The 26,963-nt window shown below is 38.3% G+C and carries 35 protein-coding genes; 3 read left to right on the forward strand and 32 right to left on the reverse strand.

Annotated elements, in window-relative coordinates; genetic code table 11:
• Positions 1 to 194: 194 nt before the first annotated feature.
• The 4 genes from RIL182_RS18000 to RIL182_RS18015 all read right to left on the reverse strand — a co-directional run bounded on the left by RIL182_RS18000 (position 195) and on the right by RIL182_RS18015 (position 6,472).
• A complete protein-coding gene (locus RIL182_RS18000; RefSeq protein ID WP_006859007.1) occupies positions 195 to 1,508 on the reverse strand; it encodes an AAA family ATPase in 1,314 nt (437 codons plus the stop codon).
• 216 nt (positions 1,509 to 1,724) lie between these two features.
• Positions 1,725 to 3,428 (reverse strand): class I adenylate-forming enzyme family protein, encoded by a 1,704-nt coding sequence (locus tag RIL182_RS18005; RefSeq protein ID WP_006859008.1) that lies wholly within the window; start codon positions 3,426 to 3,428, stop codon positions 1,725 to 1,727.
• A 34-nt stretch (positions 3,429 to 3,462) separates the two neighbouring features.
• Positions 3,463 to 5,223: a class I adenylate-forming enzyme family protein gene (locus tag RIL182_RS18010; RefSeq protein WP_044999525.1), complete on the reverse strand. Its 1,761-nt coding sequence runs from the start codon at positions 5,221 to 5,223 to the stop codon at positions 3,463 to 3,465.
• A 22-nt stretch (positions 5,224 to 5,245) separates the two neighbouring features.
• Positions 5,246 to 6,472 carry a serine hydrolase domain-containing protein gene (locus tag RIL182_RS18015; protein ID WP_134523430.1) on the reverse strand — a complete coding sequence of 409 codons (1,227 nt, stop codon included), beginning with the start codon at positions 6,470 to 6,472 and terminating at the stop codon, positions 5,246 to 5,248.
• A gap of 235 nt (positions 6,473 to 6,707) precedes the next feature.
• Here RIL182_RS18015 and RIL182_RS18020 point away from each other — a divergent pair, with 235 nt between their 5' ends.
• Positions 6,708 to 7,172, forward strand: a complete 465-nt coding sequence (locus RIL182_RS18020; protein WP_006855331.1) for a helix-turn-helix domain-containing protein — start codon at positions 6,708 to 6,710, stop codon at positions 7,170 to 7,172.
• Positions 7,169 to 7,858 (forward strand): IS630 family transposase, encoded by a 690-nt coding sequence (locus RIL182_RS18025; protein ID WP_118210885.1) that lies wholly within the window; start codon positions 7,169 to 7,171, stop codon positions 7,856 to 7,858. The genes RIL182_RS18020 and RIL182_RS18025 overlap by 4 nt, the downstream gene beginning before the upstream one ends.
• Positions 7,859 to 7,981: 123 nt before the next feature.
• Here RIL182_RS18025 and RIL182_RS18030 read toward each other — a convergent pair whose 3' ends face one another.
• The 6 genes from RIL182_RS18030 to RIL182_RS18055 are packed head-to-tail and all read right to left on the reverse strand — an operon-like array spanning position 7,982 to position 12,818.
• Complete coding sequence (locus RIL182_RS18030; RefSeq protein WP_006859012.1) at positions 7,982 to 9,412, reverse strand: hypothetical protein; 1,431 nt, start codon at positions 9,410 to 9,412, stop codon at positions 7,982 to 7,984.
• Positions 9,409 to 11,112 carry a class I adenylate-forming enzyme family protein gene (locus RIL182_RS18035; protein ID WP_134523432.1) on the reverse strand — a complete coding sequence of 568 codons (1,704 nt, stop codon included), beginning with the start codon at positions 11,110 to 11,112 and terminating at the stop codon, positions 9,409 to 9,411. The genes RIL182_RS18030 and RIL182_RS18035 overlap by 4 nt, the downstream gene beginning before the upstream one ends.
• Positions 11,113 to 11,134: 22 nt before the next feature.
• Complete coding sequence (locus RIL182_RS18040) at positions 11,135 to 11,302, reverse strand: hypothetical protein (RefSeq protein WP_172606724.1); 168 nt, start codon at positions 11,300 to 11,302, stop codon at positions 11,135 to 11,137.
• A gap of 7 nt (positions 11,303 to 11,309) precedes the next feature.
• Positions 11,310 to 11,597, reverse strand: a complete 288-nt coding sequence (locus tag RIL182_RS18045; RefSeq protein WP_134523434.1) for a hypothetical protein — start codon at positions 11,595 to 11,597, stop codon at positions 11,310 to 11,312.
• 20 nt (positions 11,598 to 11,617) lie between these two features.
• Positions 11,618 to 12,079, reverse strand: a complete 462-nt coding sequence (locus tag RIL182_RS18050) for a hypothetical protein (protein WP_006859015.1) — start codon at positions 12,077 to 12,079, stop codon at positions 11,618 to 11,620.
• Complete coding sequence (locus RIL182_RS18055; protein WP_006859016.1) at positions 12,066 to 12,818, reverse strand: lysophospholipid acyltransferase family protein; 753 nt, start codon at positions 12,816 to 12,818, stop codon at positions 12,066 to 12,068. Before RIL182_RS18055 ends, RIL182_RS18050 begins: the two co-directional genes overlap by 14 nt.
• 274 nt (positions 12,819 to 13,092) lie before the next feature.
• On the opposite strand from RIL182_RS18055, the gene RIL182_RS18060 reads away from it, so the two are divergent.
• Positions 13,093 to 14,262 carry an IS110 family RNA-guided transposase gene (locus RIL182_RS18060; RefSeq protein ID WP_134523436.1) on the forward strand — a complete coding sequence of 390 codons (1,170 nt, stop codon included), beginning with the start codon at positions 13,093 to 13,095 and terminating at the stop codon, positions 14,260 to 14,262.
• 198 nt (positions 14,263 to 14,460) lie between these two features.
• Here RIL182_RS18060 and RIL182_RS18065 read toward each other — a convergent pair whose 3' ends face one another.
• The 22 genes from RIL182_RS18065 to rplN form a co-directional block, all read right to left on the reverse strand.
• Entirely contained in the window at positions 14,461 to 14,997 is a 537-nt protein-coding gene (locus RIL182_RS18065) for a ClbS/DfsB family four-helix bundle protein (RefSeq protein WP_015560097.1), read from the reverse strand.
• Positions 14,998 to 15,278: 281 nt separating this feature from the next.
• A complete protein-coding gene (locus RIL182_RS22210; protein WP_006857842.1) occupies positions 15,279 to 15,815 on the reverse strand; it encodes a bL17 family ribosomal protein in 537 nt (178 codons plus the stop codon).
• 290 nt (positions 15,816 to 16,105) lie between these two features.
• Complete coding sequence (locus tag RIL182_RS18075) at positions 16,106 to 17,065, reverse strand: DNA-directed RNA polymerase subunit alpha (RefSeq protein WP_006857843.1); 960 nt, start codon at positions 17,063 to 17,065, stop codon at positions 16,106 to 16,108.
• Positions 17,066 to 17,102: 37 nt separating this feature from the next.
• Positions 17,103 to 17,696: a 30S ribosomal protein S4 gene (rpsD, locus tag RIL182_RS18080; RefSeq protein WP_006857844.1), complete on the reverse strand. Its 594-nt coding sequence runs from the start codon at positions 17,694 to 17,696 to the stop codon at positions 17,103 to 17,105.
• 19 nt (positions 17,697 to 17,715) lie between these two features.
• Positions 17,716 to 18,108 (reverse strand): 30S ribosomal protein S11, encoded by a 393-nt coding sequence (gene rpsK / locus RIL182_RS18085; protein WP_006857845.1) that lies wholly within the window; start codon positions 18,106 to 18,108, stop codon positions 17,716 to 17,718.
• A gap of 102 nt (positions 18,109 to 18,210) precedes the next feature.
• Entirely contained in the window at positions 18,211 to 18,579 is a 369-nt protein-coding gene (gene rpsM / locus RIL182_RS18090) for a 30S ribosomal protein S13 (protein ID WP_015560096.1), read from the reverse strand.
• 347 nt (positions 18,580 to 18,926) lie between these two features.
• Positions 18,927 to 19,040 carry a 50S ribosomal protein L36 gene (rpmJ, locus tag RIL182_RS18095; RefSeq protein WP_003022746.1) on the reverse strand — a complete coding sequence of 38 codons (114 nt, stop codon included), beginning with the start codon at positions 19,038 to 19,040 and terminating at the stop codon, positions 18,927 to 18,929.
• A 157-nt stretch (positions 19,041 to 19,197) separates the two neighbouring features.
• The gene (gene infA / locus RIL182_RS18100; RefSeq protein WP_006857846.1) at positions 19,198 to 19,416 is read right to left on the reverse strand and encodes a translation initiation factor IF-1; all 219 of its coding nucleotides are present in this window, start codon (positions 19,414 to 19,416) and stop codon (positions 19,198 to 19,200) included.
• An 18-nt stretch (positions 19,417 to 19,434) separates the two neighbouring features.
• Entirely contained in the window at positions 19,435 to 19,698 is a 264-nt protein-coding gene (locus RIL182_RS18105) for a KOW domain-containing RNA-binding protein (protein WP_022112554.1), read from the reverse strand.
• Positions 19,699 to 19,732: 34 nt separating this feature from the next.
• On the reverse strand, positions 19,733 to 20,530 hold the full coding sequence (map, locus tag RIL182_RS18110; RefSeq protein WP_006857848.1) for a type I methionyl aminopeptidase: 798 nt from the start codon (positions 20,528 to 20,530) through the stop codon (positions 19,733 to 19,735).
• Between the two features lie 13 nt (positions 20,531 to 20,543).
• The gene (locus tag RIL182_RS18115; protein WP_006857849.1) at positions 20,544 to 21,188 is read right to left on the reverse strand and encodes an adenylate kinase; all 645 of its coding nucleotides are present in this window, start codon (positions 21,186 to 21,188) and stop codon (positions 20,544 to 20,546) included.
• A 207-nt stretch (positions 21,189 to 21,395) separates the two neighbouring features.
• The gene (gene secY / locus RIL182_RS18120; RefSeq protein ID WP_006857850.1) at positions 21,396 to 22,712 is read right to left on the reverse strand and encodes a preprotein translocase subunit SecY; all 1,317 of its coding nucleotides are present in this window, start codon (positions 22,710 to 22,712) and stop codon (positions 21,396 to 21,398) included.
• Positions 22,712 to 23,152: a 50S ribosomal protein L15 gene (rplO, locus tag RIL182_RS18125; RefSeq protein WP_006857851.1), complete on the reverse strand. Its 441-nt coding sequence runs from the start codon at positions 23,150 to 23,152 to the stop codon at positions 22,712 to 22,714. Before rplO ends, secY begins: the two co-directional genes overlap by 1 nt.
• Before the next feature lie 24 nt (positions 23,153 to 23,176).
• Positions 23,177 to 23,362, reverse strand: a complete 186-nt coding sequence (gene rpmD, locus RIL182_RS18130) for a 50S ribosomal protein L30 (protein WP_006857852.1) — start codon at positions 23,360 to 23,362, stop codon at positions 23,177 to 23,179.
• A 14-nt stretch (positions 23,363 to 23,376) separates the two neighbouring features.
• On the reverse strand, positions 23,377 to 23,886 hold the full coding sequence (gene rpsE / locus RIL182_RS18135; RefSeq protein WP_006857853.1) for a 30S ribosomal protein S5: 510 nt from the start codon (positions 23,884 to 23,886) through the stop codon (positions 23,377 to 23,379).
• Positions 23,887 to 23,904: 18 nt separating this feature from the next.
• Positions 23,905 to 24,273 (reverse strand): 50S ribosomal protein L18, encoded by a 369-nt coding sequence (rplR, locus tag RIL182_RS18140; RefSeq protein ID WP_006857854.1) that lies wholly within the window; start codon positions 24,271 to 24,273, stop codon positions 23,905 to 23,907.
• Between the two features lie 18 nt (positions 24,274 to 24,291).
• On the reverse strand, positions 24,292 to 24,831 hold the full coding sequence (gene rplF, locus RIL182_RS18145) for a 50S ribosomal protein L6 (protein ID WP_044999228.1): 540 nt from the start codon (positions 24,829 to 24,831) through the stop codon (positions 24,292 to 24,294).
• A gap of 203 nt (positions 24,832 to 25,034) precedes the next feature.
• Positions 25,035 to 25,436, reverse strand: coding sequence for a 30S ribosomal protein S8 (rpsH, locus tag RIL182_RS18150; RefSeq protein ID WP_006857855.1), 402 nt, complete (start codon positions 25,434 to 25,436; stop codon positions 25,035 to 25,037).
• 60 nt (positions 25,437 to 25,496) lie between these two features.
• Entirely contained in the window at positions 25,497 to 25,682 is a 186-nt protein-coding gene (locus RIL182_RS18155; protein WP_006857856.1) for a type Z 30S ribosomal protein S14, read from the reverse strand.
• Between the two features lie 15 nt (positions 25,683 to 25,697).
• Complete coding sequence (gene rplE, locus RIL182_RS18160; protein ID WP_006857857.1) at positions 25,698 to 26,237, reverse strand: 50S ribosomal protein L5; 540 nt, start codon at positions 26,235 to 26,237, stop codon at positions 25,698 to 25,700.
• A gap of 22 nt (positions 26,238 to 26,259) precedes the next feature.
• Positions 26,260 to 26,571 (reverse strand): 50S ribosomal protein L24, encoded by a 312-nt coding sequence (gene rplX, locus RIL182_RS18165; protein WP_006857858.1) that lies wholly within the window; start codon positions 26,569 to 26,571, stop codon positions 26,260 to 26,262.
• Positions 26,572 to 26,583: 12 nt separating this feature from the next.
• Positions 26,584 to 26,952, reverse strand: a complete 369-nt coding sequence (rplN, locus tag RIL182_RS18170; RefSeq protein WP_006857859.1) for a 50S ribosomal protein L14 — start codon at positions 26,950 to 26,952, stop codon at positions 26,584 to 26,586.
• Positions 26,953 to 26,963: the final 11 nt, after the last annotated feature.

The raw sequence follows: 26,963 nt of genomic DNA on the forward strand, positions 1-26,963 counted from the left end.
TATCTCTGATGATCTTTGTTTGCCTTCCCGTTCACACTGTTCGAACTTCTGTTGTTCTATCCGTATCACTTTTTCCTCATCACCTGCATTATTCCGTATCTGTAACGATCAGATAATACCCAATTCTGGCACTTTAAATTATTTTCGCTGCTCTCGTGTCTTTCTGTTTCCTGTTCTATCCCCTTTTGCCATACTCAATCTCTCCGTTCCTCTCCGGTCGATGCCAAACCAATATCCCCCAGGCACTGATCTCCCCTAAAAATATCTATACTCTTTAAGGTTGGAATAGCTCCATACTTACCAATCAGATAATTCTTTTCATAACTTTCATCTTTACGGATACGCGCTCCATCCTCATCCACAAAATCAGCCAGAGAGTATAATGTGGAAACACCCCGGTCATCCTTCTCAACAAACCATATTTCATCACGGCGCAGCAACTGATTCGAAAGCTGCCATGTACCATGTGTTGTAAATACAAGCTGTGCATGATTAACGTTAATCTCCGGATTCAAAAATGTGAGCAGAAAATTTCTTACCAATAGCGGATGTAAACGTGCATTTAATTCATCAATAAAAAATACACTTCCTTTCTCCAATACTTCCTGCAGTTCCGGATATAATGCAAACATCTTCAATGTTCCCGCTGATTCTGCACCTAAAGGTATCTCTGCCATTTCATCCGAATCTATTTTCTTATGAAGTGCATTAATTTTATACTTTTCTTCCTTTGAATCTCCATCATTTGGCACTTTTTCCACTCTAAAGTCTTTAATATGTTCATCAAAAGATGCAAAATATTCTACAACTTTCTGCTGTACATTTTTATTTTCCGTAAATCCCTTTGGTAATCTACGTGACAAAAAGAAATTTGTAAACGGATCTCCAAAATCAGCAAACTCATTTGTTAAAAACCAATCTCTAATTACTTTACACTTACTGATTTTCAGCTTAGCTCCTAAAGAAACAATTAACACCTGCTTTTCAAGCGCAACCTTTATATTATCCCTGCTATTCTTTGGTAACCCTGACAAATCCAATTCATTATCAGAATTTTCCCGATAAAATACTGTACTATATTTTCTGGCAGTCTTCGCCTTAGAATTCAGCCATTCTTCTGTCACACCTTCCTTATCAACGCAAAATCCGTAATTATAAGTTTTCTCATTCTTATCTCCATGCAATGTAAAATATACCTCAAAGCTGGATTCCGCATCTGCTGATGTTGAATCAAATAAAAATGGAGTAGGTCTATATTCTTCAAACTTCTCTTCCTCATCTCCATACTTAAAAGAATCTGCGACATATTTAGCCATATATTCAAATGCACTGTATATATTTGACTTACCACTTGCATTTGCTCCATAAATAGCAGCAACCGGCAATATCTTTTCACTTCCAACAGTCACAACCCTATCAGAAAATTCTGTCATCCTGGCAGCAGACAAATCCAGGGCAGCCTCTTCCCTGAAAGATTTAAAATTTTTAAAACTAAACTGTATCAACATAATTGCTACCTCATCTTCTTTTCTATTATATGTATTTTTCGCATTAAATCAACATTTAAATGTGGGTTTTTCTCATTTGCATGCTGTTTTTTAGTTATAATTGGTATTATAAAAGTTCTAACGCAAAAAGCAAGGCACTCAGACCTTGCTTTTTATCCAACACATAATTTTTCTTAAACTTCTGATATTTTTTCTACTCTTATATTTTTTTGCTGCTTACCTTGTCATCTTCTCCAATGTCTTATAATCAATCTTCCCGCTCTGTGTCAGCGGTATTTCATCCAGCTCAATAATTTGTTTCGGTACAAGATGTACCGGTAATTTTTCTTTGCAATACTGCTGCAAACCTGTCAAAAAGTTATTATTATTCTGACTTTCTGCTGTTCGCTTTACACAGGCAATAGCAGTCGCTATATTTTGTGCATCAAGCTCCACAACCGCTGCACACATATCTACCTCTGGGTATTCAGTGATGGTTTCTTCTATACGTTGTGGGAACAGTTTATAAACTGTTCCATCTGCATCCTGTGTGATATATATTCTTTTGATTCTTCCCACAAAATGTACAAATCCATCTTCATCCACAAATCCTAAATCACCTGTATGAACCCATAATCTATTCTCTTCATCCCTGTCACAAATCTTCTTTGTTTCTTCCTCATTATCCAGATATCCCAGCATATGGCTTGGTGTGCAAAAACATAATTCACCAGTTTCGTTATATTTCAGCATTTCTCCATTATCTGGATTGATTACTTTGATATTTACCTTACAAAGCGGAATTCCAAGTGTGCCTGCTTTATACACATGATTCATAGACGTTGTTACTGTAGCTGCAAATTCGGTCATTCCATATCCCGTTAAATATTTTGCATCTGAATGGTGATTTCGCAACGTTTCATTAAGATAATTTTCTTCTTCCAAACTTAATGATTCTCCCCCTCCCGCCATCGTGATGCAATAACTCATATTCCCGCTTAAACGTTGAACCAATTTTCTGATAATGACAGGTCCAGATACACAGTGATTTGGCTTGTATTTCTTATACTCTTCTATAAATTTTTCAGGATTAACAATCATAATAGAAGCTGTCCCAAGACTCAATGGAAGATGCACATTTAAACTTAACCCAATTGACAAAAAAGGCGGCATAAGAGTAAGAAACGTTTCCCCTCTTGTAAATTTCATTCCTGATTTTTCATATTGCCATGCTACCGCATTAAGGCTGTCATTACTTAACATTACGCCCTTGGGTGTTCCGGTTGTTCCACTTGTATACACAATCACTGACAATTCGTTCTCATGGTAAGATGTCTGCTGTGCTTTCTGATGTTCTCCGGCTTTCAGAAAATCCTTCCAATTCCAAAATTCTTTTGTATTAATTTTGCTTTTTAAAGCAGAAAATTTTTGTACCGGAAAGCCCAAAGAATCTGTCGGTGAAATTGCGAGCACCCTTATTTTTTCTATATCCTCTACAACATTTCTGACTTTTTCTGCTGCCACATCCAGAAAAATAAACATTTTAGAATCTGTATTTTTTACCGTCTCTACAATCTCCTCTTCCGAAAGCGTCATATAAACCATGTTCGCAACCGCACCTATATAATTCAGCGCATATATGCAGTAAATTGTTTCCGGTGTATTCAGTGACATAATCGTAACAGCATCTCCTTTTCGGATTCCCTGTGCCCAGAATGCATCTGCTGTTTTACGGATATTTTCAAAAAGTTTTTGGTATGTAATTTTTTTAGTAAAATACCGCAGGGCTATGCCATCTAAATGTGACTTGTTGTGATCAAATATATACTCATACATCGTACATTTCGGGATTTCACCATGAAGTGCTTCCTCGCTGTAGTATTTTAGCCACGGCTTGTCTATGGATGGATAGCCTGTGTTTCTCATTTGTTTATCATCCATTTTCTGCAGTCTCCTTTAACATTTTCATCAATCGTTATCTGACTTTCCAGGCATTTCCCCTCGAATCAACAAATCCGCTATCTTCTGCTTTCAACGCCTCCACGTTTCTTTTTCCATTTGGATGAACCGGCAGTGCCTGACGCAGTTTATATGCCACCGGAATTGCATTCTCTGAAAGCTGTTCTGACAACTTTTTATGAATCCGTGGAATTACAGTTCTGGTATCTGTAACTCCATTTTTTTTCAGTACAACATGAAGTATTGGTTTAAATTTTCCATTGATCTGTACTGCAACTGCTTTGCACTGGGCAACCGCCTCGTCCTCTAAAACAATATGCTCTATATCAAACAGATAAATCCGTTTCCCATCCTCACTATAAAAACTGTCACTCGCTCTTCCTTCTACAAAAAGGTAACCATCCTCATCCACATACCCAATATCTCCGGTACACCCCCATATGCAATGATTCTGATCTTCGTAAAAATACTTTTTTGTTTCTACCGGATTTTTATAATATTCCTTCATTCTTGCAGGAGAATTGACTCTGATTTCTCCTCTTTGTCCATATGGTAATTCCTCGTTTGTCTCAGTATCAAACGCAGCAACTGTCACGCCCTTAATCGGATAACCGGATGATCGCATCTTATTATGTTCAGGCGAAGTGGAAGTAACTGTACTTCCAAGTTCACACATTCCATACCCTTTGATCAATGGTGCATTACACCCACTCTTTCGTAGAAAATCAGTGATTATTTTTTCTTCCTGTGGTGTCACCGCTTCTCCTCCGGTAATTGGATATTTCATTGCTTTCAGGTCTATCTTTTTTCCTTTTTTTGATTGTGCAAGTGCCATCCATATACTTGTCGGGTTCAGCGTCATTGTCGGTTTATATTTTTTTATGCCATCAATTATTCTTTCTTTTTCAAATTGCAATTCCGGTATCACTGTCATTCCCATGCGAAGCGGCATTAAAATATCAAGCACATTTCCCGTAGAAAACCAGATTGGAATAACTGCATAAAACGTATCGCCTCTTTCATAATTGAAATTTTCGTTATCATAATGAGCTATTGTTGCATTGATTCCATCATTTGTTAACAAAATCCCTTTTGAAGCGCCTGTAGTTCCGGATGAATACACCATAATACATCCACGATTTTTTTCATAAGATCTCTCAGTCTCTCCATTATAGTCATTCCCATATTTTATAAACGATTTCCAGGAATAAAATCCTTTATGATCTGTTCTTTTTTTATTCCAGTTTTTTTGCCCTGCACATACAACTAATTTTGCCAGCTCTGGCATAGATTCCGTAACAGGCATAACAACTGTTTTATTTATGCCGATACGAGGTACAGCATCCACAATATAAGAAAGCATTTCATCCATAACAAACAAAATTTTTGACTTTGTGTCATTGATCCGCTGTACCATCTGCTCTGTAGTAAATAACGGATTAATAAAATTTGCGATTGCTCCTATCTTACTGCAGGCAATCATCAGATATATAGCTTCCGGTACGGCTGCAGTACAAAGAGTGACACAGTCCCCTTCCTTTATTCCATATTTCACAAGTGATTTTGCACATGCATCCACATTATTAAACAACTGCGCATATGTAATTTTATTTCCATAATACGAAATAGCTGTATCTTTCAGGTATTTTGAATTGTTGCTATAAATATTCTGATACAACGTACACGCTGGTTCCTTGTTTTGTATATCTGACTGCGTGTAATATTTTAGCCATGGCTTGTCTATGGATGGATAGCCAGTTTTCTTTTGTGTATTCATTTGCCTGCTCCCTTCCATGCTCCTATAATTTTCTTACAATACATTCTTTTTCCGTTTTCATTGTACTTTCTCCCAAAATATATTCCAGACACCTATACTTTAAAACAAGTTCAACCGCTGGCTTCATCACATAATCATCTCTGTCATATGCATATCTCTTGTTATATTTATAGTTTTTTCCATTATTCCATTTCGCATATCCATCCCGAACATAATCCTTCTCTGCTGCTCCTGTTATATTTGTAACTCTGTTATGACAACGATTTGATGCAAAAAACACGTACACACCGTTTTCTATGTCTATTGTAAGCTGGTTGCCAGTGTACCCTCCCAGCGCAAATGCATTTCCACTTAAAAAGTGATTTACTTCCGAATTCATCTCTATTGGGTTTTTGGAATAACACAAATACCCATGAAATTGTGTTACATCATTTTCACCTATCATTTTTCCTGTTCTGTTAATTCCTATTTTTTTCAGGCTTTCTATTGACAAAACCTTTTCCTCCATCAATGCCATTGCCAATTTCGCCATATCTCCTGCTGTTGAAAAAAGTCCCGCATGTCCTGTCAACTGTACTCCAAATGAATTAATTACTCTTGTTTTTCCATCACTTACTATGCCTTTAAATATTTTATCAAGCGTAACAAAATTTCCATTTATTATTCTTCTCTCAAAATTATTTGAAACAATTCTTTTATCTGCATCTTCTGGAATATTTATATACGTACTGTTCATCCGACACGGCTGTAAAATATATATCTGTACCAGCCTGTAAAAATTGTCGTTCATAACATTTTCTACAACATATTTTAAAACCATCGCACCCATATCCGAATATAATCTTCCTTCCGGTTCACTAGGCTTTATTTCAAAAATTTCTTTTTCAATTGCTTCCAGATTATTCAATGTTTCTAATCTTTGCCTCGTTTTTAAAGTAACCTTAAACGTGAGCAAATCCTCCACTGAAACTTCTTTTAGGTTGATGAATCGATGATCCAAATTATAAATTTTATCTGACAACTCGATCTTTCCCAGCTCTACAAGTTTTAATACCATCAAACATGTAAAAATTTTTGTAACCGAAGACAAATCAAAAATACTATCTTCTGCCATCGGTATTATTTCATCAGCTCCATTATCAGCAACTTCCTGCTGATTTCCCAAATATAATATTTCCTGATGTTTTTTCGTACCCAGAGCTATCACCGCACCCGGTGCCATTTTATTGTCTAAAATAAATTTCTTCAAAAGTTCACTTATTTTTGACTGTTCAAATATTGCTTCAAAAGATTTTTTAATGTCTCTGTCATTATCCAGATAGATTTTTATAACCGGTTTTAAAAGATTTTCATAATCTTTTTTATTTTTTAAATCAAACGTATATTCATTTGCCCCTAGTATACTGTAGCATTGATATTTAATTAATTTTATGGTCTGACAAACCGTTTCATGATATACTAAAAAGAAACGGCGGTGATTTTAGATGGCAAGACCAAAAAAATATAATATTTCATTAACGGATGACGAACTCAAGGAACTAAAATCTGTTATGCGTAAAAAGCAAACAACCAAAACTGTTCGAAACAGATGCCAGATTATCATTGATCTAGATGAGGCACACGGTAAAGTTCTTACCCATGCACAGTCTGCCAAAACAAATTGTGTATGTATGGCTACTATCATGAATACTGTAAAGCTTTATTCCGAAAAAGGCATCCAGGGTATCCGTACAATGAACCGGAATGTCAATTCTGATAATGCACGCAGAAAATTTGATGGGCGTGCTGAGGCTCGTATTATTGAAATTGCGTGCAGTCCTGCACCGGAAGGACATTCCCGCTGGACACTCCGTCTGCTGGAAGAACAGGCAAAAATTGTACTTGATGTTCCAGTCAGTAAAGATACCATCGGCAGGGCTTTAAAAAAAATAAACTTCGACCTCACATGAATGATTACTGGTGTATTCCGTCAAAAGAAGATGCTGATTTTGTAGCCTGCATGGAAGATGTCCTTGATGTTTATGAACTCCCATATGACCCGATGTACCCTGTTGTCTGTATGGATGAAAAGCCATACCAGCTTTTGGATGATGTAAGGCAGCCACTGCCTGTTCGTCCGGGTGACAACCAGAAAACGGATTCCGAATATAAGAGGAATGGCACCTGCAGCATATTTGCTTTTGTTGAACCACTTGGCGGCAGACACCATGTGAGTGTCCATGAACACCGTACTGCAATTGACTGGGCAATGGAAATCAAATATCTGTCAGATGAAATGTTTCCAGATGCAAAGAAAATCATACTGGTAATGGACAATCTAAACACCCATAAAGCTGCTTCACTTTATAAAGCATTTCCACCATCAGAAGCAAGAAGGATCATAAAACGACTGGAAATCCACTATACGCCTAAACATGGAAGTTGGCTTGACATGGCAGAAATTGAGCTTAATGTAATGACACGCCAATGTCTTTCGCGTCGAATATCCACCCTTGACAAACTTAAATGTGAGTTATCAGCATGGGAAATGGAACGTAATCGGGATACAGCTAAGATACAGTGGCATTTCCAAACAGGGGATGCACGGGAAAAACTGATATCACTGTATCCGACACTATCATCTGTCACTTTTTAATTAAAGTGGCAGATATACTAAATTTCAATGATACAGTACACTAGGTTTTCATTTTCCATCAATGTTTTAATAAAATTATCTACCGTTAAATATGTTTCATATACCTTCTGTGCTGCCTCCACATCACTCATTATTTTTTATCTCCAATCTTTTCTTTATTTTTTTGTTAACTTCAATTGCATTGTTTAAGTCACCTATCGCTTCATAATAATTACGTTTTGTAAAAAGCATCCCTATATTCCCCGGCTCCATCTTTTCCGCTATCTTTATCCTTAATTCTGCTTCCTTCAGTAAATTATTTCTTTCATTTTTGCCTGCCACAAACATTGCATAATATAATGCTGCTTTTGCCAAATTGTAATGAGTATTAATTAACCAGGGAGTTATATTTACAGCTACATGCAGCCAGATATACGCATCTGATATATAAATTTTAATTTGTGCGTCTATTGCCCTATCAAATGAATCCAATAAAATATTGTTTTTAAAACGAACATTAATTTCCATTTCTGATTCAACTATTTTTAACATTACAGCCCCTAACAGATTATAAATTTTTTTATCAATATTCTTTGCCCTAAGAGCCTCATGATACCATTCTAATGCCTTCTTATATCCGTCTATAGTATTCAGGCTTTCGAAATATGCCCCCATATTTTGCAAATATCGCCCTTTGTGGTTCTTCCCTTGTACATAGTTTAAATACTCTTCTGCCTTTTTCCTATATTCCTCCTTCTTTTGCTTGGAACCACAGTCCCTATAAAGTTTCAGATATGTATATCCAATCGTATTTTCCATATATCCAACAAATTCACTATTTTTTCTTTCTATGTAATTCATTGCTTCCTCATATATTTTCACACTATCCTGCAGTTCCTTCTCATTGTTGTCTGCATGGTAATACATGGCATCACTAAGGCGAAGTTTTAAATACATATCCCCTAAAGACCATTGCTCAAATATTTCATTTTCTATTTTCTGAAACACAATCTTGTTTAACTTTTCTGAATACAATTCAACCGCTACTTTTTCTCCTTTTTCATATGCTTTAACACATTTTACAAAAGTCCTCTCTATCTGGTAAAAATCCCTATATTCCTCTTTTTCTATTTGGTCATTATTACGAAATGCATCAAAAAAATATTTTGATAATTCATACATACTTTCTGTCTGTTCTACCTCTTTTAAAAAAAGCTGCTTATGATATTCATTTTCTACCTCCAAATGTTTATTTTTTAATTCCTCTAACTGTTTTTCAAGATAACTTTCCTTACAATTGTTATAGATATTCAACCCGACCCACACACTGACTGCAATTGTTATAACTGCTAAACCAGAATTGATAAAATCATCTTCTATCAGGTTATTAAAAATATTCTCAGCACCAATATAATTTTCATTTTCTTTTGCCCATATATACATATTTTTAAAGTTGAATTCGTTTATAACTATCTGAGCTATGCAAATAATACACGGAACTGCTATAGAACATATAACCAAGATTTTATTTCCCGCATTGCTGCTTTCTTTTCTCTTATTTTTCTTCCCGATCACTTTGTCATCTTCTCCAACGTTTTATAATCAATCTTCCCACTCTGTGTCAGCGGTATTTCATCCATCTCAATAATTTGTTTCGGTACAAGGTGTACCGGTAATTTTTCTTTGCAATACTGCTGCAAACCTGTCAAAAAGTTATTATTATTTTTACTTTCTGCTGTCCGCTTTACACAGGCAATAGCAGTGGCTATATTTTGTGCATCGAGTTCCACAACTACTGCACACAAATCTACCTCTGGATATTCAGCGATTGTTTCTTCTATACGTTGTGGGAAAAGTTTATAAACTGTTCCATCTGCCGCTTGCACAAGATATATTCTTTTAATCCTTCCCACAAAATGTACGAATCCATCTTCATCCACAAAACCTAAATCACCTGTATGAATCCATAAGCTATTCTTCTCATCCCTGTCACAAATCTTTTTTGTTTCTTCCTCATTATCCAGATATCCCAGCATATGACTTGGTGTGCAAAAGCATAATTCACCAGTTTCATTATATTTCAGCTTTTCTCCATTATCTGGATTGATTACTTTGATATTTACCTTACAAAGCGGAATTCCAAGTGTGCCTGCTTTATACACATGATTCATAGACGTTGTTACTGTAGCTGAAAATTCAGTCATTCCATATCCCGTTAGGTATTTTGCCTCCGAATGACGTTTTCTTAATTCTTCGTTAATTTCAGCTTCCTGCTCTTTCCTTAATGACTCCCCACCGCCCGCCATTGTAATACAAAACTGCATATTTCCCTTTATCTGTTCAAACACTTGAACAATGTTCATCGGTGCCGCAGTAAAATGATTTGTCTTTTTTTTCAAATACATACGCGTGACATTTTGTGGTTCAGGATCTATCACCATATCTGAGACTAATCCAAGACTCAACGGAAGATGCACATTTAAGCTCAACCCAATTGACAAAAAAGGCGGCATAAACGTAAGAAACGTTTCCCCTCTTGTAAATTTCATTCCTGACTTTTCATATTGCCATGCTACCGCATTAAGGCTGTCATTACTTAACATTACGCCCTTGGGTGTTCCGGTTGTTCCACTTGTATACACAATCACTGACAATTCGTTCTCATGGTAAGATGTCTGCTGTGCTTTCTGATGTTCTCCGGCTTTCAGAAAATCCTTCCACTTCCAAAATCCTTTTGTATTAATTTTGCTTTTTAAAGCAGAAAATTTTTGTACCGGAAAGCCCAAAGAATCTGTCGGTGAAATTGCGAGCACCCTTATTTTTTCTATATTCTCTACAACATTTCTGACTTTTTCTGCTGCCACATCCAGAAAAATAAACATTTTAGAATCTGTATTTCTTACCGTCTCTACAATCTCCTCTTCCGAAAGCGTCATATAAACCATGTTCGCAACCGCACCTATATAATTCAGCGCATATATGCAGTAAATTGTTTCCGGTGTATTCAGTGACATAATCGTAACAGCATCCCCTTTTCGGATTCCCTGTGCCCAGAACGCATCTGCTGTTTTACGGATATTTTCAAAAAGTTTTTGGTATGTAATTTTTTTAGTAAAATACCGCAGGGCTATGCCATCTAAATGTGACTTGTTGTGATCAAATATATACTCATACATCGTACATTTCGGGATTTCACCATAAAGAGCTTCCTCGCTGTAGTATTTCATCCACAGCTTGTCTATGGATGGGTAACCAGTAGTCTTTTGTGTATTCATTTGCCCGCTCCCTTCCATGCTCCTATAATTTTCTTACAATACATTCTTTTTCCGTTTTCATCGTACTTTCTCCCAAAATATATTCCAGACACCTATACTTTAAAACAAGTTCAACCGCTGGCTTCATCACATAATCATCCCTGTCATATGCATATCTCTTGTTATATTTATAAGCTTTTCCATTTCGCATATCCATCCTAAACATAATCCTTCTCTGCTGCTCCTGTTATATTTGTAACTCTGTTATGACAGCGATTTGATGCGAAAAAGACATATATACCATTTTCTATGTCTATTGTAAGCTGGTTGCCAGTGTACCCTCCCAATGCAAAGGCATTTCCACTCAAAAAATGATTTACTTCCGAATTCATCTCTATCGGATTCTTGGAATAACACAAATACCCATGAAATTGTGTTGCATCATTTTCACCTATCATTTTTCCTGTTCTGTTAATTCCTATTTTTTTCAGGCTTTCTATTGACACAACCTTTTCCTCCATCAATGCTATCTCATATCTCTTTTCTCCATGTATCGTTTATTTTCTTCCAATCCCTCCCTTTGTATCTTCATAAACTTTTCCATCGCCTCATCTTCTGTCATCTCTTCTACATAAAATGCCTTTCCAAAATTAACAACTATTTTATTTCTTTTACAGCCTGTCCATAAAACTGTAATTGGACATACTACTGAGTTTGTTTTTTTTGCAAGAACAATAAATGATCTGTCAAAATTTCCAAATTCCTGACCTTCTTTCCTTCTTGTTGTACCTTGTTTTCCTGCCAAAACATAGGTATGACTTTTTAAAAGATCTACCGCAACTGGCACATCCCATCTACATGAATGATTCGCCATATAAATTGCTCCGTCTCTCTCCATAGGTATTTCACTTAATATATGTAAAGTCTTTCCATGTATTTTTCTTGATATTTTCAATGAAATCGGATGCAGTATCTTATAAATTATCATTTGTCATCCATCCCAATCCTTCCTCGTTTTTTAATATCTCTAGCCATGTAGGAATGTTCTTAGTTTTTAATTCAATCTGAGTAAGCCAATATTGCCTTTTTTCTTCTGGAATATATGTATTAATAATCTGCTCTCTCAGACTATATTCCTTCCACTCTCTTCTTCTCTGTTCTATAAAATTTTTCCAATAATCATCTGAAATATCTGATCTTTTCTTCAGCCCCTCCCGTTCCCAAATCTGCCACTTTAATGTTGCTAACATATCCCGCAATTCACAATTCAATTTTTTCTTATTTATGTTTTTACCTGTTACTTCAATAGTTTTCCCCATGTTAATAACAAATCTCTTATCATATTGTTCTATAGCAATTGGGCAAATGGATGCACCTGTTTCAATTGCACTGTAGACCGCACCGTATGCAATATCATTTACAATCGAATTTTCCGAAAGATTCCATGTCCCTTCCGGAAAAATCATAATATTAGCACCACACCTGAGCAAACGAATCATTATCTCTTTTGTATTCATCTTATCTGCTTTATCTCTTTCATCCACATAAACGATTCCATTTGCTTTTAATATAATTCCATTCAAACCTCTGCTTAAATTTTTATAATCTGCAGCTATTACATAAAATTGTTCCTGTATCTGCTCATTTACAATCTCAAAATCCCATTTTCCTATATGAGTTACCACGAAAATAATTGGTTTATTATGAAAAGCAGACTTTTCATTCATTATCTTGTATGATAATTAGGAAGTTAATTATCACATATTTCCTTTCTTTTAATATCGTGGTTCAATACAATTCAGATACTATGGACTTTTGATTTGTTTTCTGTAGCTTGACTACTCAACTGGAGTGTATTGCCACTACCTTTATCTGAATTGTTTATTAGCTGGATGTTGCCGGAGTGTTTTTCACTCAGAGTACTTATTTCTATCAAGTCTACGATGATAATCGTTGGTGGACATCATGGTATCAGACTTTAGGAAAGGGAGGTACAACCTCATGAAAATTTACGTAGGCATTGATATTGCCAAACTTAATCATTTCGCCGCTGCGATTTCTTCCGACGGTGAAATAATCATTGAGCCGTTCAAATTCACAAATGACGCTGATGGCTTCCAACTGCTGGTCTCTAAACTCGAATCATTCGATAAGAACAGCCTCATCATCGGTCTTGAGTCAACGGCACACTACGGTGACAACCTTGTTCGATACCTTGTTACTGAGCTTTACCAAGTGTGTGTGTTGAACCCCATCAAAACCTGTCAAATGCGAAAAAATAACGTTCGCAAAACTAAGACAGATAAGGTCGGCACTTACGTGATTGCTAAAACTCTTATGATGCAGGACAACCTCAGATTCGTCAGCTTCTTCGATCTCGATATGATGGATCTTAAGGCATTGGGACGTTTCCGTCAGAAAACCATAAAGCAACGTACCCGATTGAAAATTCAACTGACAACCTATGTTGATCAGGTCTTTCCGGAGATTCAATACTTTTTCAAATCCGGTCTGCATCAACACGCTGTCTATGCTTTATTAAAAGAAGCACCTTCTCCAAAAGAGATTGCTTCCATGCATATGACTCATCTGGCAAATCTGCTCAAAGTGAACTCACACGGACACTTTACCAAAGAACAGGCCAAAGAATTAAGAGTTCTCGCACAGAAGTCTGTCGGTGCTAACGACAGCGCTATATCTATTCAGATAACTCAAACCATTCAACAAATCGAGTTACTGGATAGCCAATTAGAAAAGATTGAAGCTGAGATGACGGATATCATGAAATTCAACGATTCTGTCATCATGACCATTCCTGGTATCGGTTATATCAATGGTGGAATGATTCTTGGTGAAATAGGTGATATTCACCGTTTCTCCAATCCAAACAAGCTGCTTGCTTTTGCTGGTCTGGATCCTTCTGTTTATCAGTCTGGTAACTTTCAGGCTAAGACAACAAGGATGTCCAAACGTGGCTCTCGTGTATTACGATATGCCCTTGTAAATGCAGCTTGGAACGTTGTCAGAAACAACGCAACCTTCAAGGCTTATTATGATGCCAAGAGGGCTGAAGGCCGGTCTCATTACAATGCACTTGGGCATTGTTCCGGCAAACTTGTCAGAGTCATCTGGAAGATGCTCACCGACAATGTCGAATTTAACCTCAAATAAGAGGTCTGTATACCAATATCGATAGATTTTGAAAAAGCACCCTAAGGGAGCTCTATTAAAGTTACCCTTTTTTACCACCGATATGAAAAAGAAATTTTTTACTAATCTATGGTTGACTTTTCATAGCTGGTCTCCTTCTCTAAGTAATTTATTGCAACGGGGCAGCGAAAATCTCAAATTGGTATGCAGGCACATTTCTTATCCAACCCGCTTTTTATGTGCTTTCATTTTCTTCATCGCCCAATCATAATGACTGCTTGTATTACTGATAAAATAATTTCCAATACAGCTTCCGCCCACCCATGGATAATAAGTCCTGGTAAAAAGTTCTTCCTGTGAAAACGTATCTAATGCCTCCATCACTCTTTTGTGTGAATCCTTAAACCGTTCGAGTGCCTCTTCTTCGGAAATATTCTGACAGCGCCGAAAGAATACCATATTCATATCACCATACGTTTTCCAGTTATATCCTTCCAGCAGGAATGGCTTATTGCTGCCGTTTTCACGGTTTTTGATCCATTCTAAAAGCAGCAGATGCCACTCATTCAGATGCATCAGTACGTCTCTTAAATTTCTATCACGTCTCCAGTGTGCTTCCTTTTTCTTTTCATCATCCAGAAAATCATACGGTGCACTTTTCTCCGCTTCTGTTCTCCGTTCAATCATAGAAAGCAGTTTCTCATAATTTGTGTTTGCAGCCTCTATTAACTCCTGTTTATTTTTCGGTCTTGCCATTTTCAATCCCTCCATTTTAGCACGGCAGCTATATATCATGTTTAGCATAACATCTTTCAACACATATGAACAGACTTCGACCAGAAACTTCGTATGAAATAAATTTTCTTATTTTCATACAACGGCACAAAACAGCCTCGGCTTAGTGCAATTTTCCACTCAAAAAACTGAAAACCACCATTTGATATCCAAATCCACATACCTCACACAAAAAGCCAGCCCAGTCTGCATCATCTGCAGCCTGGACTGGCTTTCTTCACGTTCTCATATTTGGATAGTGATTAAACTAACTCAAGTAATACCTCTAAAGCGCCATCACCTTTACGCTGACCAATCTTTACGATTCTTGTGTAACCACCGTTACGGTCTGCATATTTCGGAGCGATCTCATCGAATAATTTAGCAACAAGATCAACTTCTTTGGTGTTTTTCTTTCTTCCGGCAGCTTCAGTCGGAACTTCTTTTACGGTGTAGAGAACTTTTAACATCTCTCTACGAGCATGAAGACGGGATGGCTTATCTTTCTTGATAGTCTTCTCAACTTCATCGTATACAGTAACTTTCTTACCGTCTACAACTTCTTTTACTCTCTTACCGTCTTTATCTTTGCGGGCAACTTTTGCTTTTACAGTAACTTCTTCATAGTTGTCTTTCTCTTTTACTGCTAAAGCAATGATTCCCTCAGCGATTTTGCGAACCTCTTTTGCTTTTGCTTCTGTGGTAACAATCTTACCATTGTTTAATAATGCTGTTACCTGACCTCTTAATAAAGCTTTTCTCTGGCTAGAGGTTCTGCTTAATTTACGATACTTTGCCATTTTTAATATCCTCCATTTTGTGGAACATCCGGCCACGCGCTTTGGACTTACTTACCGGACGCCATATTCTTGTTTCGGAGTGACTCTGTGATACCGCACAGTGCCATTCCAAGTGCCACTCATGATCCGTGTGTCAGAATCTCGTCTGCCTCATCCCTCTGACTGTCTCTGACGCATTTCCTCGTCAGGCATATCAGAGCAACAAATGCATACACTCTGCACACCAGACATACTCCATGCCGCATGGTCTTACTGTTTCTGCCTGTATCGGGGAATGTAAAGCGCTCGCTTTACTCCTCTCCCTGGTTTAACTGAAGTCCTAACTCTTTTAATTTGGCGAGAACTTCTTCTAATGATTTACGTCCTAAGTTACGAACCTTCATCATATCTTCCGGTGTTCTGTTTGTCAGTTCTTCGACTGTGTTAATGCCGGCTCTCTTCAAACAGTTATAAGAACGAACGGAAAGCTCTAGTTCATCGATATTCATCTCAAGAACTTTTTCTTTTGCATTGTCCTCTTTCTCGATCATGACATCAGCCTGCTGAGCAGCTTCGGAAAGATCGATGAAAAGACTTAAATGCTCGCTTAAAACCTTAGCAGCTAAGCTGACAGCCTCATCTGGCTCTAAGGTACCGTTTGTATAAACGTCCAAAGTAAGCTTATCATAGTCTGTAATCTGACCAACACGGGTATTTTCAATCAAAAGATTTACTCTTTCTACCGGTGTATAGATAGAGTCGATGGCAATAACGCCGATCGGAATATCCTCTGTCTTATTCTTGTCTGCACTTACATAGCCTCTGCCGTTTGTAATGGTAAGCTCCATGTAAAGCTTGCAGTCAGGTCCGCCATTTAAATTGGCAATTACCAGATCCGGATTTAAAATCTGAATATCAGAATCAACCTGGATATCTGCTGCTGTGACTACACCTTCGCCCTCGAATTCAATGTAAGCAACTTTAGGTTCATTTGTAGAGCTGTTATTTCTGATGGCAAGATTTTTGATATTCATAATAATCTCAGTTACATCTTCCTTAACGCCAGGAATGGAACTGAATTCATGTAAAACACCGTCGATCTTAACCTGGCTGACAGCAGCACCCGGTAAAGAAGAAAGCATGATTCTTCTTAAAGAATTACCAAGTGTCGTACCATAGCCTCTTTCCAAAGGTTCTACAACAAACTTTCCGTACTTCTTGTCTTCTGAAATTTCTGCGATTTCAATTTTTGGTTTTTGAAAATCGAACACTACAAAGTCCCTCCTTCTCGGGTAATTTGCTTAACTATTACTTAGAATATAACTCGACGATAAGCATCTCATCAACAGGAACGTCGATCTGCTCTCTGGAAGGTAATTCTTTTACAGTTCCCTGTAATTTCTCAGCGTCAACATCTAACCACTCCGGAACTAATCTTCCGCCGGTAACTTCAACGATGTCTTTCATTCTCTGAAGACCTTTGTTCTTCTCTTTGATCTCGATAACATCGCCAGCTTTTACTAAGTAAGAAGGAATGTTAACCTGTTTGCCATTTACTAAGATGAACTTGTGGTCAACGATCTGTCTTGCTTCTTTTCTTGTTCTAGCGAATCCCATACGGAATACTACGTTATCTAATCTGGACTCTAACATGGTCATTAAGTTTGTACCAGTCATGCCCTTCATCTGATCAGCTTTCTCATAGTAGTTGTGGAAAGGTTTTTCCAGAACACCATAGATGAATTTAGCTTTCTGTTTTTCTCTTAACTGAAGTCCGTACTCGGAAACTTTCTTATTTGCTCTCTTTAACTCTCTGTTGGATTTTTTATCATATCCAAGGTAACTTGGCTCTAAACCAAGTGATCTACATCTTTTCAGAACAGGAACTTTATTTACTGCCATCTTCGTCTTTCCCTCCTAATTAAACTCTTCTGCGTTTTGGTGGACGACATCCATTGTGAGGTACTGGAGTTACGTCTTTGATGCTGGTAACCTCAAGACCACATGCAGAAAGTGCACGGATCGCTGCTTCTCTTCCTGAACCCGGTCCTTTAACCATAACATCTACGGTCTTTAATCCGTGGATTAAAGCTGCTTTTGTAGCTGTCTCAGCTGCCATCTGTGCAGCATATGGAGTAGATTTCTTTGAACCTCTAAATCCAAGACCACCGGCACTTGCCCATGATAAAGCATTACCTTCAGCATCTGTGATAGTTACGATTGTATTGTTAAAAGATGACTGAATATGTGCCTGTCCGCGTTCAACGTTTTTCTTTACACGCTTTTTTGTCACTTTTTTTGTAACTTTAGCCATATCTAAACTAACCTACTTTCTCTAAAATATAAAATATCGACTGATACGAATGATTTCTTCTTGTTTGCTACAATACACAAAGAGAACTTCCTCTATGCTGCATTATTTTTTCTTATTTGCAACGGTGCGCTTTGGACCCTTACGTGTTCTAGCGTTTGTCTTTGTCTTCTGTCCACGAACCGGAAGACCTTTTCTGTGACGGATTCCACGATAGCATCCGATCTCCTGAAGTCTCTTGATGTTGAAAGCGATCTCTCTTCTTAAATCACCTTCTACTAACTGAGTCTCATCGATTACTGCGCTGATTCTCTTTACTTCATCGTCTGTTAAATCTCTGACACGAGTATCAGGATTTACGTTTGCTGCTGCAAGGATACGGCTAGAGCTTGTTCTACCAATTCCGTAGATGTATGTCAAACCGATTTCGATGCGTTTTTCTCTTGGTAAATCTACACCTGCAATACGAGCCATGTGCTTTTTAACCTCCATTAATTCATCCGATGCATTTTGCACCTGTTATATTGTTTCATTTTTCAAATCACCTGACGCTGTGACTTTATTTCAGAAATCATCTGAGACAGCTCCGTTGTCAGCGGCCTGAAATGTGTGTCCCATCCGTCTTTCTTCTTATTTGGATATGTCCCTTCTATGTCCTCGGTATGTAGACATAAAAAAGCAGCTATCCCGGCTGTTTGATTATGATAACAGTGTGAACAACCCTACCAGGCGTTCCACTGCAGCCGCACATAATTTGGCGGGTTTTAGCTCATTAAAAATGCGCATATTACCCCATTCGCACAAATAAGACAAGAACTGAATCAGCCCTGTCTCTGTTTGTGTTTCGGATTCTCACAGATAATTCTGATGCTTCCTTTTCTCTTGATGACTTTGCATTTTTCGCAAATAGGTTTAACTGATGATCTTACCTTCACAGCAAATCCTCCTTTCTTAACAAGGCTCTTTTCTGTGCTGTTGCAGCAAAATGCGCACGCACAAAAAGGCACTATCCAAAAGTGTCCGTTTAGCATTATAGCACGGACACTGTTTAGAAGTCAACTATTTTTTTGAATAAGATCTTTCATAAAAATCTTATTTGTCTCTCCAGATGATTCTTCCCTTTGTCAGGTCATATGGAGACATCTCGATGGTAACTTTATCACCCGGTAAAATACGAATAAAGTTCATGCGAAGTTTTCCGCTGATAGTTGCTAAAATCTGATGTCCATTCTCTAACTCCACCTTGAAAAATGCATTCGGGAGTTTCTCAACAACGGTTCCTTCTACTTCAATTACGTCTGCTTTTGACATTGAATAAATCCTCCTGTTTTATGATTCCTGTCTGCCCTCATTCATTTGGCAGTACTGTTTGATTGCTCTTTTTACTGTAAGATCTGATAAGTTTTCTTCCAAAATCTCCGTAACTTCTATCGGTAGATTTTTGATAATCTGAATATGCTTTGCATTTTTTTTCTTTGGCATATCCAGGGTACGGGTCGTTCCGTTTACCAGATATACAAATTTTTCATCTTTTTCTTTGATAAGATAAATCTGATTTTTGTCGTGTCCCGACTTGGATCTTGCAAATTCCATTTCTGAAATATCCTCCGGTTCTTTTCTATATGCTTTACAGAATTGGATCATTACTCCAGATTCCTTCGGCGATCTCAGAATCCGTAAGTGATAATATCTCCGGTTTTCCTTCCCGGATCAGGATGGTATTTTCATAATGAGCCGACAGATCCATATCCTGTGTGACGACCGTCCAGTCATCATCCATCCATACGACTCTTTCTGTTCCCAAATTTATCATCGGTTCCACCGCTAATGTCATTCCGGCTCTCAGCTTAATGCCCCTGCGGAATTTGCGGTAATTTGGGATCTCCGGATCCTCATGCATATGTGTACCGATTCCGTGTCCACATAAATCCCGTACCACACCATAGCCAAAACTCTCGGCATAATCACCGATTGCACCGGAAATATCATGCAGATGATTTCCTGCCACCGCATATTTCATTCCTTCAAAAAAGCTCTGTCTGGTACGTTCGATCAGAAGTCTTGCATCCTCAGTAATCTCACCTACACCATGTGTTCTTGCAGCATCTGACTGATACCCCTTATAAATCACGCCGGTATCAAGACTCACAATATCTCCCTCTTCAATGATTCTGTCTTTGCGCGGAATCCCGTGTACAACTTCTTCATTGATGGAGACACAGACGGATGCCGGATATCCCTGATAATTCTTAAAAGATGGTTCGCATCCAAAACTCCGAATCATTTCCTCCCCAATCCTGTCAATATCAAGTGTCGACATTCCGGGTTTTAATTCTTTTTTTAATCCCTCATGCACCTTTGCAAGGATTTTTCCTGCCTGGCGCATCAGTTCTATTTCCTGGGAAGATTTTATTGTTACAGCCATTACTCCGGTTCCTCTACTCGCCTAAAATCGCAACGATATCTGCAAATACCTTTTCCATCGGCTGCGTACCGTCAACTGTTTTTAAGATACTCTGTTTTTTGTAATAATCGATCAATGGCTGGGTCTGCTCATGATATACGGTAAGTCTCTTCTGAACGGTCTCCGGTTTATCATCATCTCTTAAGACAACCGGCTGTCCGCATCTGTCGCAGATTCCCTCCACCTTTGTCGGAATGGAAACAATGTGGTATGTAGCACCACAGTTTAAACAAGCACGTCTTCCGCTCATACGGTTTACGATGTTCGCATCCGGTACATCTACATCAATCGCATAATCCATTTTTTCATTGATCTTCTCAAGTGCAGCTGTAAGTGCTTCTGCCTGTGGAATGGTCCTTGGAAAACCATCAAGTACAAATCCATTCTCACAGTCATCCTGTTTGATTCTGTCCATAACAAGATCGCAGGTCAGCTCATCCGGCACTAATAAGCCCTGATCCATATACTGTTTTGCTTTATTTCCAAGTTCGGTTCCGTTTTTGATGTTCGCACGGAAAATATCTCCTGTTGAGATATGCGGAATATGATATTTATCAGCAATCTGTTTTGCCTGTGTTCCTTTTCCTGCTCCCGGAGCTCCTAACATGATAATCTTCATAAAATTCTCCCTTCCTGCGTTGTTTTTTGCGCATCTCAAGCTTTGTGCGTAAGCACTAATCTTGCGTGTGAAAAATCTTATTTTTCACAGCAATACCTCCATTGTCCAAAATACCTTCATCATACAAATATCGCTGAATAGGAAAGTAACGCTGAACTTAAAAAGCCCAGCGTTGCTCCTTTGCCAATCTGACAGCATGCTGTCAGATTAATCATTTAAAAATCCCTTATAGTAACGAACACGCATCTGTGATTCGATCTGTTTTAATGTCTCAATGACAACACCTACGATAATGATGATAGATGTTCCACCGAACGATACATCTGCACCGAACACTCCGTTGAAGAAGATTGGAACAAATGCGATAAATGCAAGTGCTACTGCTCCTATAAATACGATGTAATTTAACATCCGGTTCAGATAATCACTGGTTGGTTTACCAGGTCTGATACCCGGAATAAATCCGCCGGCTTTCTTCATATTATTAGCAATCTCTAATGGATTGAATGTAATTGAAGTATAGAAGTAAGCGAAAGCAATGATGAGTACGATATATACCACCAGTCCGATGGAATAAACCGGCTCTTTTGGATTGCACCAGTTTGACTGGGACATTCCTTTTAAAATCTTGCTTCCGATACCGGTTCCGTTTCCTTTTCCAAGAAGACTTGCAATGATAACCGGTGTCTGCAACAGAGACTGTGCAAAGATAACCGGGATAACGCCGCCGGTATTAACCTTTAATGGGATATATGTTGACTGTCCGCCAACCTGTTTTCTTCCCTGAATCTTTTTGGAATACTGAACCGGAATTCTTCTCTCACCGCCCTGTAAGAATACGACAAATACGACCATTGCAACAATAATTGCAATAATGATCACTGCCGCAAGAATTCCCTTCGGTATGGATTTTCCTGTGATGAACTGCTGATACAGTGTACCCATATCATTTGGAACACGGGAGATGATGTTAATGGTAAGTACGATAGAGATACCATTTCCAACACCTTTTTCTGTAATACGTTCACCGATCCACATTAATACTGCTGATCCTGCAGTTAATGTGAAGATAACCATAATAATTGTAAGAATACCATCACTCTGCAGCATCTGACCTCTCTTAAAGCTGATTGCCATTGCAATCGCCTCGATCAAGGCAAGAGCTACCGTAAGATATCTGGTAATCTCTGCAATCTTTTTACGTCCTTCTTCTCCGTCACGCTGCATCTCTTCCAATTTTGGAATTGCGATAGTGAGAAGCTGCATAATAATGGATGAAGTAATATACGGTGTAATGTTCAATGCAAAGATTGACATGTTATAGAATGATCCACCGGTAATTGCATCAAAAAATCCCATTCCATCTGCGGTCTGACTTGCAAACCAGTTTGAAAACAGTTCATTGTTAACACCAGGAATCGGAAGCTGGCTTCCGATCCTGATTACAACTAACATGAGAAATGTAAAAATAATTCTGTTTCGAATATCTTTAATCTTGAATGCATTACGGAGTGTTTCCAGCATTAGATCACCTCTGCTTTTCCACCAAGAGCCTCAATTTTTTCTTTTGCAGCTGCGCTGAATGCATTTGCCTGAACGGTGAGTTTCTTAGTAAGTTCGCCATTACCCAGAATCTTAACTCCATCTCTAGGATTCTTAACGATACCAGCCTCGATTAATGTTTCTACTGAAACAACGGAATCGTTCTCAAATGCCTCAAGAGCGGAAAGGTTGATTCCGATGATTGTCTTAGAGTTTCTGCATTTGAAACCTCTCTTTGGCAATCTTCTGTATAACGGCATCTGACCACCTTCAAAACCTGGTCTCGGAGCTCCGGAACGAGCTTTCTGTCCCTTGTGTCCCTTACCAGCAGTCTTACCGTTTCCTGAACCGTGTCCACGTCCTCTTCTGAAATTATCGCTATGTGCAGAACCTGCTGCTGCCTGTAAATTGGATAAGTCCATTACTGACACCTCCTTATCTTATTATTAGATCTCTTCTACCTTTACATAAGGTGCTACTTTACGAAGTGCACCTGCTGTTGCTGCATTATCCGGCAGCTCAACAGTTTTATATAACTTATTCAGTCCAAGTGCTTCGATTGTTTTTTTGTTCTTTGGAACAGCACCGATTGTAGATTTTACAAGTGTTACTTTTAATTTCTTATCTGCCATCTTAAAACTCCTCCTTAACCTACAATCTCTTCAACTGATTTTCCACGAAGTTTTGCAACTTCTTCCGGGGATTTTAACTGACTTAAAGCATTGATTGTTGCAAGAACAACGTTCTGCTTGTTGTTAGATCCCAGAGATTTTGTACGGATATTTTTAATACCAGCCAGCTCACATACGTTACGAGCAGGACCACCGGCGATGATACCAGTACCTTCTGGAGATTTCTTTAATAATACAGATGCACCTGTATGTTTTCCGGTAACATCATGTGTAACACTGCCAACCTCATCTAATTTTACAGTAATGAGTTTTTTCATAGCATCTTCTTTTCCTTTGCGGATTGCTTCCGGAATCTCGGATGCTTTTCCTAAGCCAGCACCAACATGGCCATTGCCGTCGCCGACAACAACTAAAGCTGTAAAACGGAAGTTACGTCCACCTTTAACAACTTTTGTTACACGTTTAATTGATACCACTTTTTCGTTTAATTCTAATTGACTAGCATCAATGATTTCACGTTTCATGTTTTGCGTTTCCTCCTATTAAAAGTCTAAACCAGCTTCTCTTGCTGCTTCGGCTAATGCCTTTACCTTACCTGCATATATAAAGCCGCCTCTATCAAAGACAACCGTTGAAATACCCTTGTCTAAAGCTTTCTTTGCAATAACAGTACCAAGCTTAGCTGCTGCTTCGACGTTATTGGTCTTCTCTAACTCTGCTTTTACATCCTTATCAAGTGTAGATGCAGAAACAAGTGTATTTCCAACTGTATCGTCAATAATCTGAGCGTACATATGATTATTACTTCTGAAAACAGCCAGACGTGGTCTCATCGCTGTACCTGCAAGATGATGACGCATTCTTCTATGTTTGTTTTCGCGAACTGCTGTTCTTGATTTCTTACTAACCATTTTTCGTCACTCCTTTAATTATTTCTTACCAGTCTTACCAACTTTACGTCTAATAACTTCATCAGCATATTTGATACCTTTTCCTTTGTAAGGCTCAGGTCTTCTCTTATCTCTGATTTCAGCTGCGTATTGGCCAACTTTTTCTTTATCGATACCAGATACAATGATTTTATTTCCATCAACTTTGGACTCAAGTCCTTCCGGATCTTCCATCTCAACCGGATGAGAATATCCTAAGTTCAGTGTGAGCACTTTACCAGCTTTAGAAGCTCTATAACCAACACCGTTAACCTCGAGTTCCTTGGTATATCCATTGGTAACACCAACAACCATGTTGTTGATCAGTGTTCTTGTTAATCCGTGTAAGGATTTCATTTTTTTCAAATCGTTAGGTCTTGTAACGATGATCTCGTCACCCTCTAATTTGATGTCCATCTCAGATGGAAGGGTTCTTTCCAGAGTTCCCTTAGGACCTTTTACAGTCACATGATTATTTTCTGCAATATCCACTGTAACACCAGCCGGAACTGCGATTGGCATTCTTCCTATACGTGACATGCCCGTACCTCCTAAAATTTTTTTCGACCATAGATCTTATGACCTGCGATCGTGAATGTATAATTGCGGCTTGCGCCGTAGTTACCTGATTCTTTAAGAACCTTCTCTCCCCGGTTGCGATAACCCGGAAGAATCGGAAGTTTAAATACTTCCGAAAAAACCGAAGATTCTTTTAATTTTGTCCGTCGAATGGCGGGCAAAATTTACCATACGAATGCTAATACTTCGCCGCCAACCTGAAGCTTTCTAGCCTCTTTATCAGTTACGATACCCTGGTTGGTAGAAAGGATTGCGATTCCTAAACCGCCAAGTACTCTTGGAAGCTCATCCTTGCCTGCGTATACACGAAGACCCGGTTTTGAGATTCTCTTAAGTCCTGTGATGATCTTCTCATTCTTATCTGCACCATATTTTAATGTGATGCGGATTGTTTTGAAGTTACCATCTTCAACGATATCATATTTTGCGATATATCCTTCATCTACAAGAATATCTGCGATTGCGATTTTCATTTTAGATGCCGGAACATCAACTGTATCATGTTTAGCAGTATTTGCATTACGGATTCTTGTAAGCATATCTGCGATTGGATCACTTGTTGTCATGATGTATATTTCCTCCTTTATTAAGTTACTGTGCCGCACATAGCGGACACAGCCGTCTGATTACCAGCTTGCTTTCTTAACGCCTGGTATCTGGCCTTTGTATGCTAATTCACGGAAACATACTCTGCAGATTCCGTATTTTCTTAAAACAGAATGTGGACGTCCACAAATTTTGCAACGTGTGTAAGCTCTGGTAGAGAACTTTGGTTTACGCTGCTGTTTTACTTTCATAGATGTTTTAGCCATTAAAATTCCCTCCTATTATTTGGCGAACGGCATATTGAACAATGTCAATAACTCACGAGCTTCTTCGTCTGTTTTTGCTGTGGTAACGAAAATGATATCCATACCACGAACTTTATCAACTTTATCATACTCGATCTCCGGGAAGATTAACTGCTCTTTGATACCAAGGGCATAGTTTCCACGGCCGTCAAATGCATTCGGGTTAACACCTCTGAAGTCACGTACACGCGGTAATGCAAGGTTGATTAAACGATCCATAAACTCGTACATCTTCTCGCCACGCAGTGTTGTCTTACAACCGATTGCCATTCCTTCTCTGATCTTGAAGTTTGCAATCGCGTTTTTAGCTTTTGTAGGAACTGCTTTCTGACCTGTGATTGTCTCCATATCTTTGATTGCAGCTTCTAATAATTTTGCGTTCTCTTTTGCTTCGCCAACGCCCATGTTTACAACGATCTTATCGAGCTTCGGCACTTCCATGATATTTTTATATCCAAATTTTTTGATCATAGCATCTACGATCTCATTCTGGTACTGTTCTTTAAGTCTGCTCAACTGTTTTGCCTCCTCTCTTCAATTAATCGATCACTTCGCCTGTTTTCTTTGCGAAACGTACTTTTTTATCTCCATCCATCTTGAAACCTACGCGGGTAGCTGTTCCTTTGTGAAGATACATAACGTTTGAAATGTCAACAGGTCCCTCCTGATGGATGATACCACCCTGCTGATTAGCCATGCTTGGTTTTGCATGTTTTGTCACCATGTTGATACCCTCTACCAGAACGGTATTGTTCTTTGTATTTACAGCAATAACTTTGCCTTCTTTGTCTTTATCTTTACCAGCGATCACTTTGACCATATCGCCTTTTTTAATTTTCATGGTTGCCATATCCTGGTCCTCCTACAATACTTCCGGAGCTAAGGAAACAATTTTCATGAACTGTTTCTCACGAAGCTCTCTTGCTACTGGTCCAAAAATACGTGTTCCTCTTGGAGTTTTGTCATCTTTAATAATAACTGCTGCGTTTTCATCAAATTTGATATAAGAACCGTCTTTACGACGTGCGCCTTTTACTGAACGAACAACTACAGCTTTTACGACATCACCTTTTTTAACAACACCGCCTGGTGTTGCCTCTTTGACCGTAGCAACTACTACATCACCAATATTCGCATATCTTCTAGTAGATCCACCCATAACACGAATAACGAGTAACTCTCTTGCTCCTGTGTTATCGGCTACCTTAAGTCTACTTTCCTGTTGTACCATGCTTGTAGCCT

It is taken from the genome of Roseburia intestinalis L1-82 (assembly GCF_900537995.1).
Lineage (GTDB): Bacteria > Bacillota > Clostridia > Lachnospirales > Lachnospiraceae > Roseburia > Roseburia intestinalis.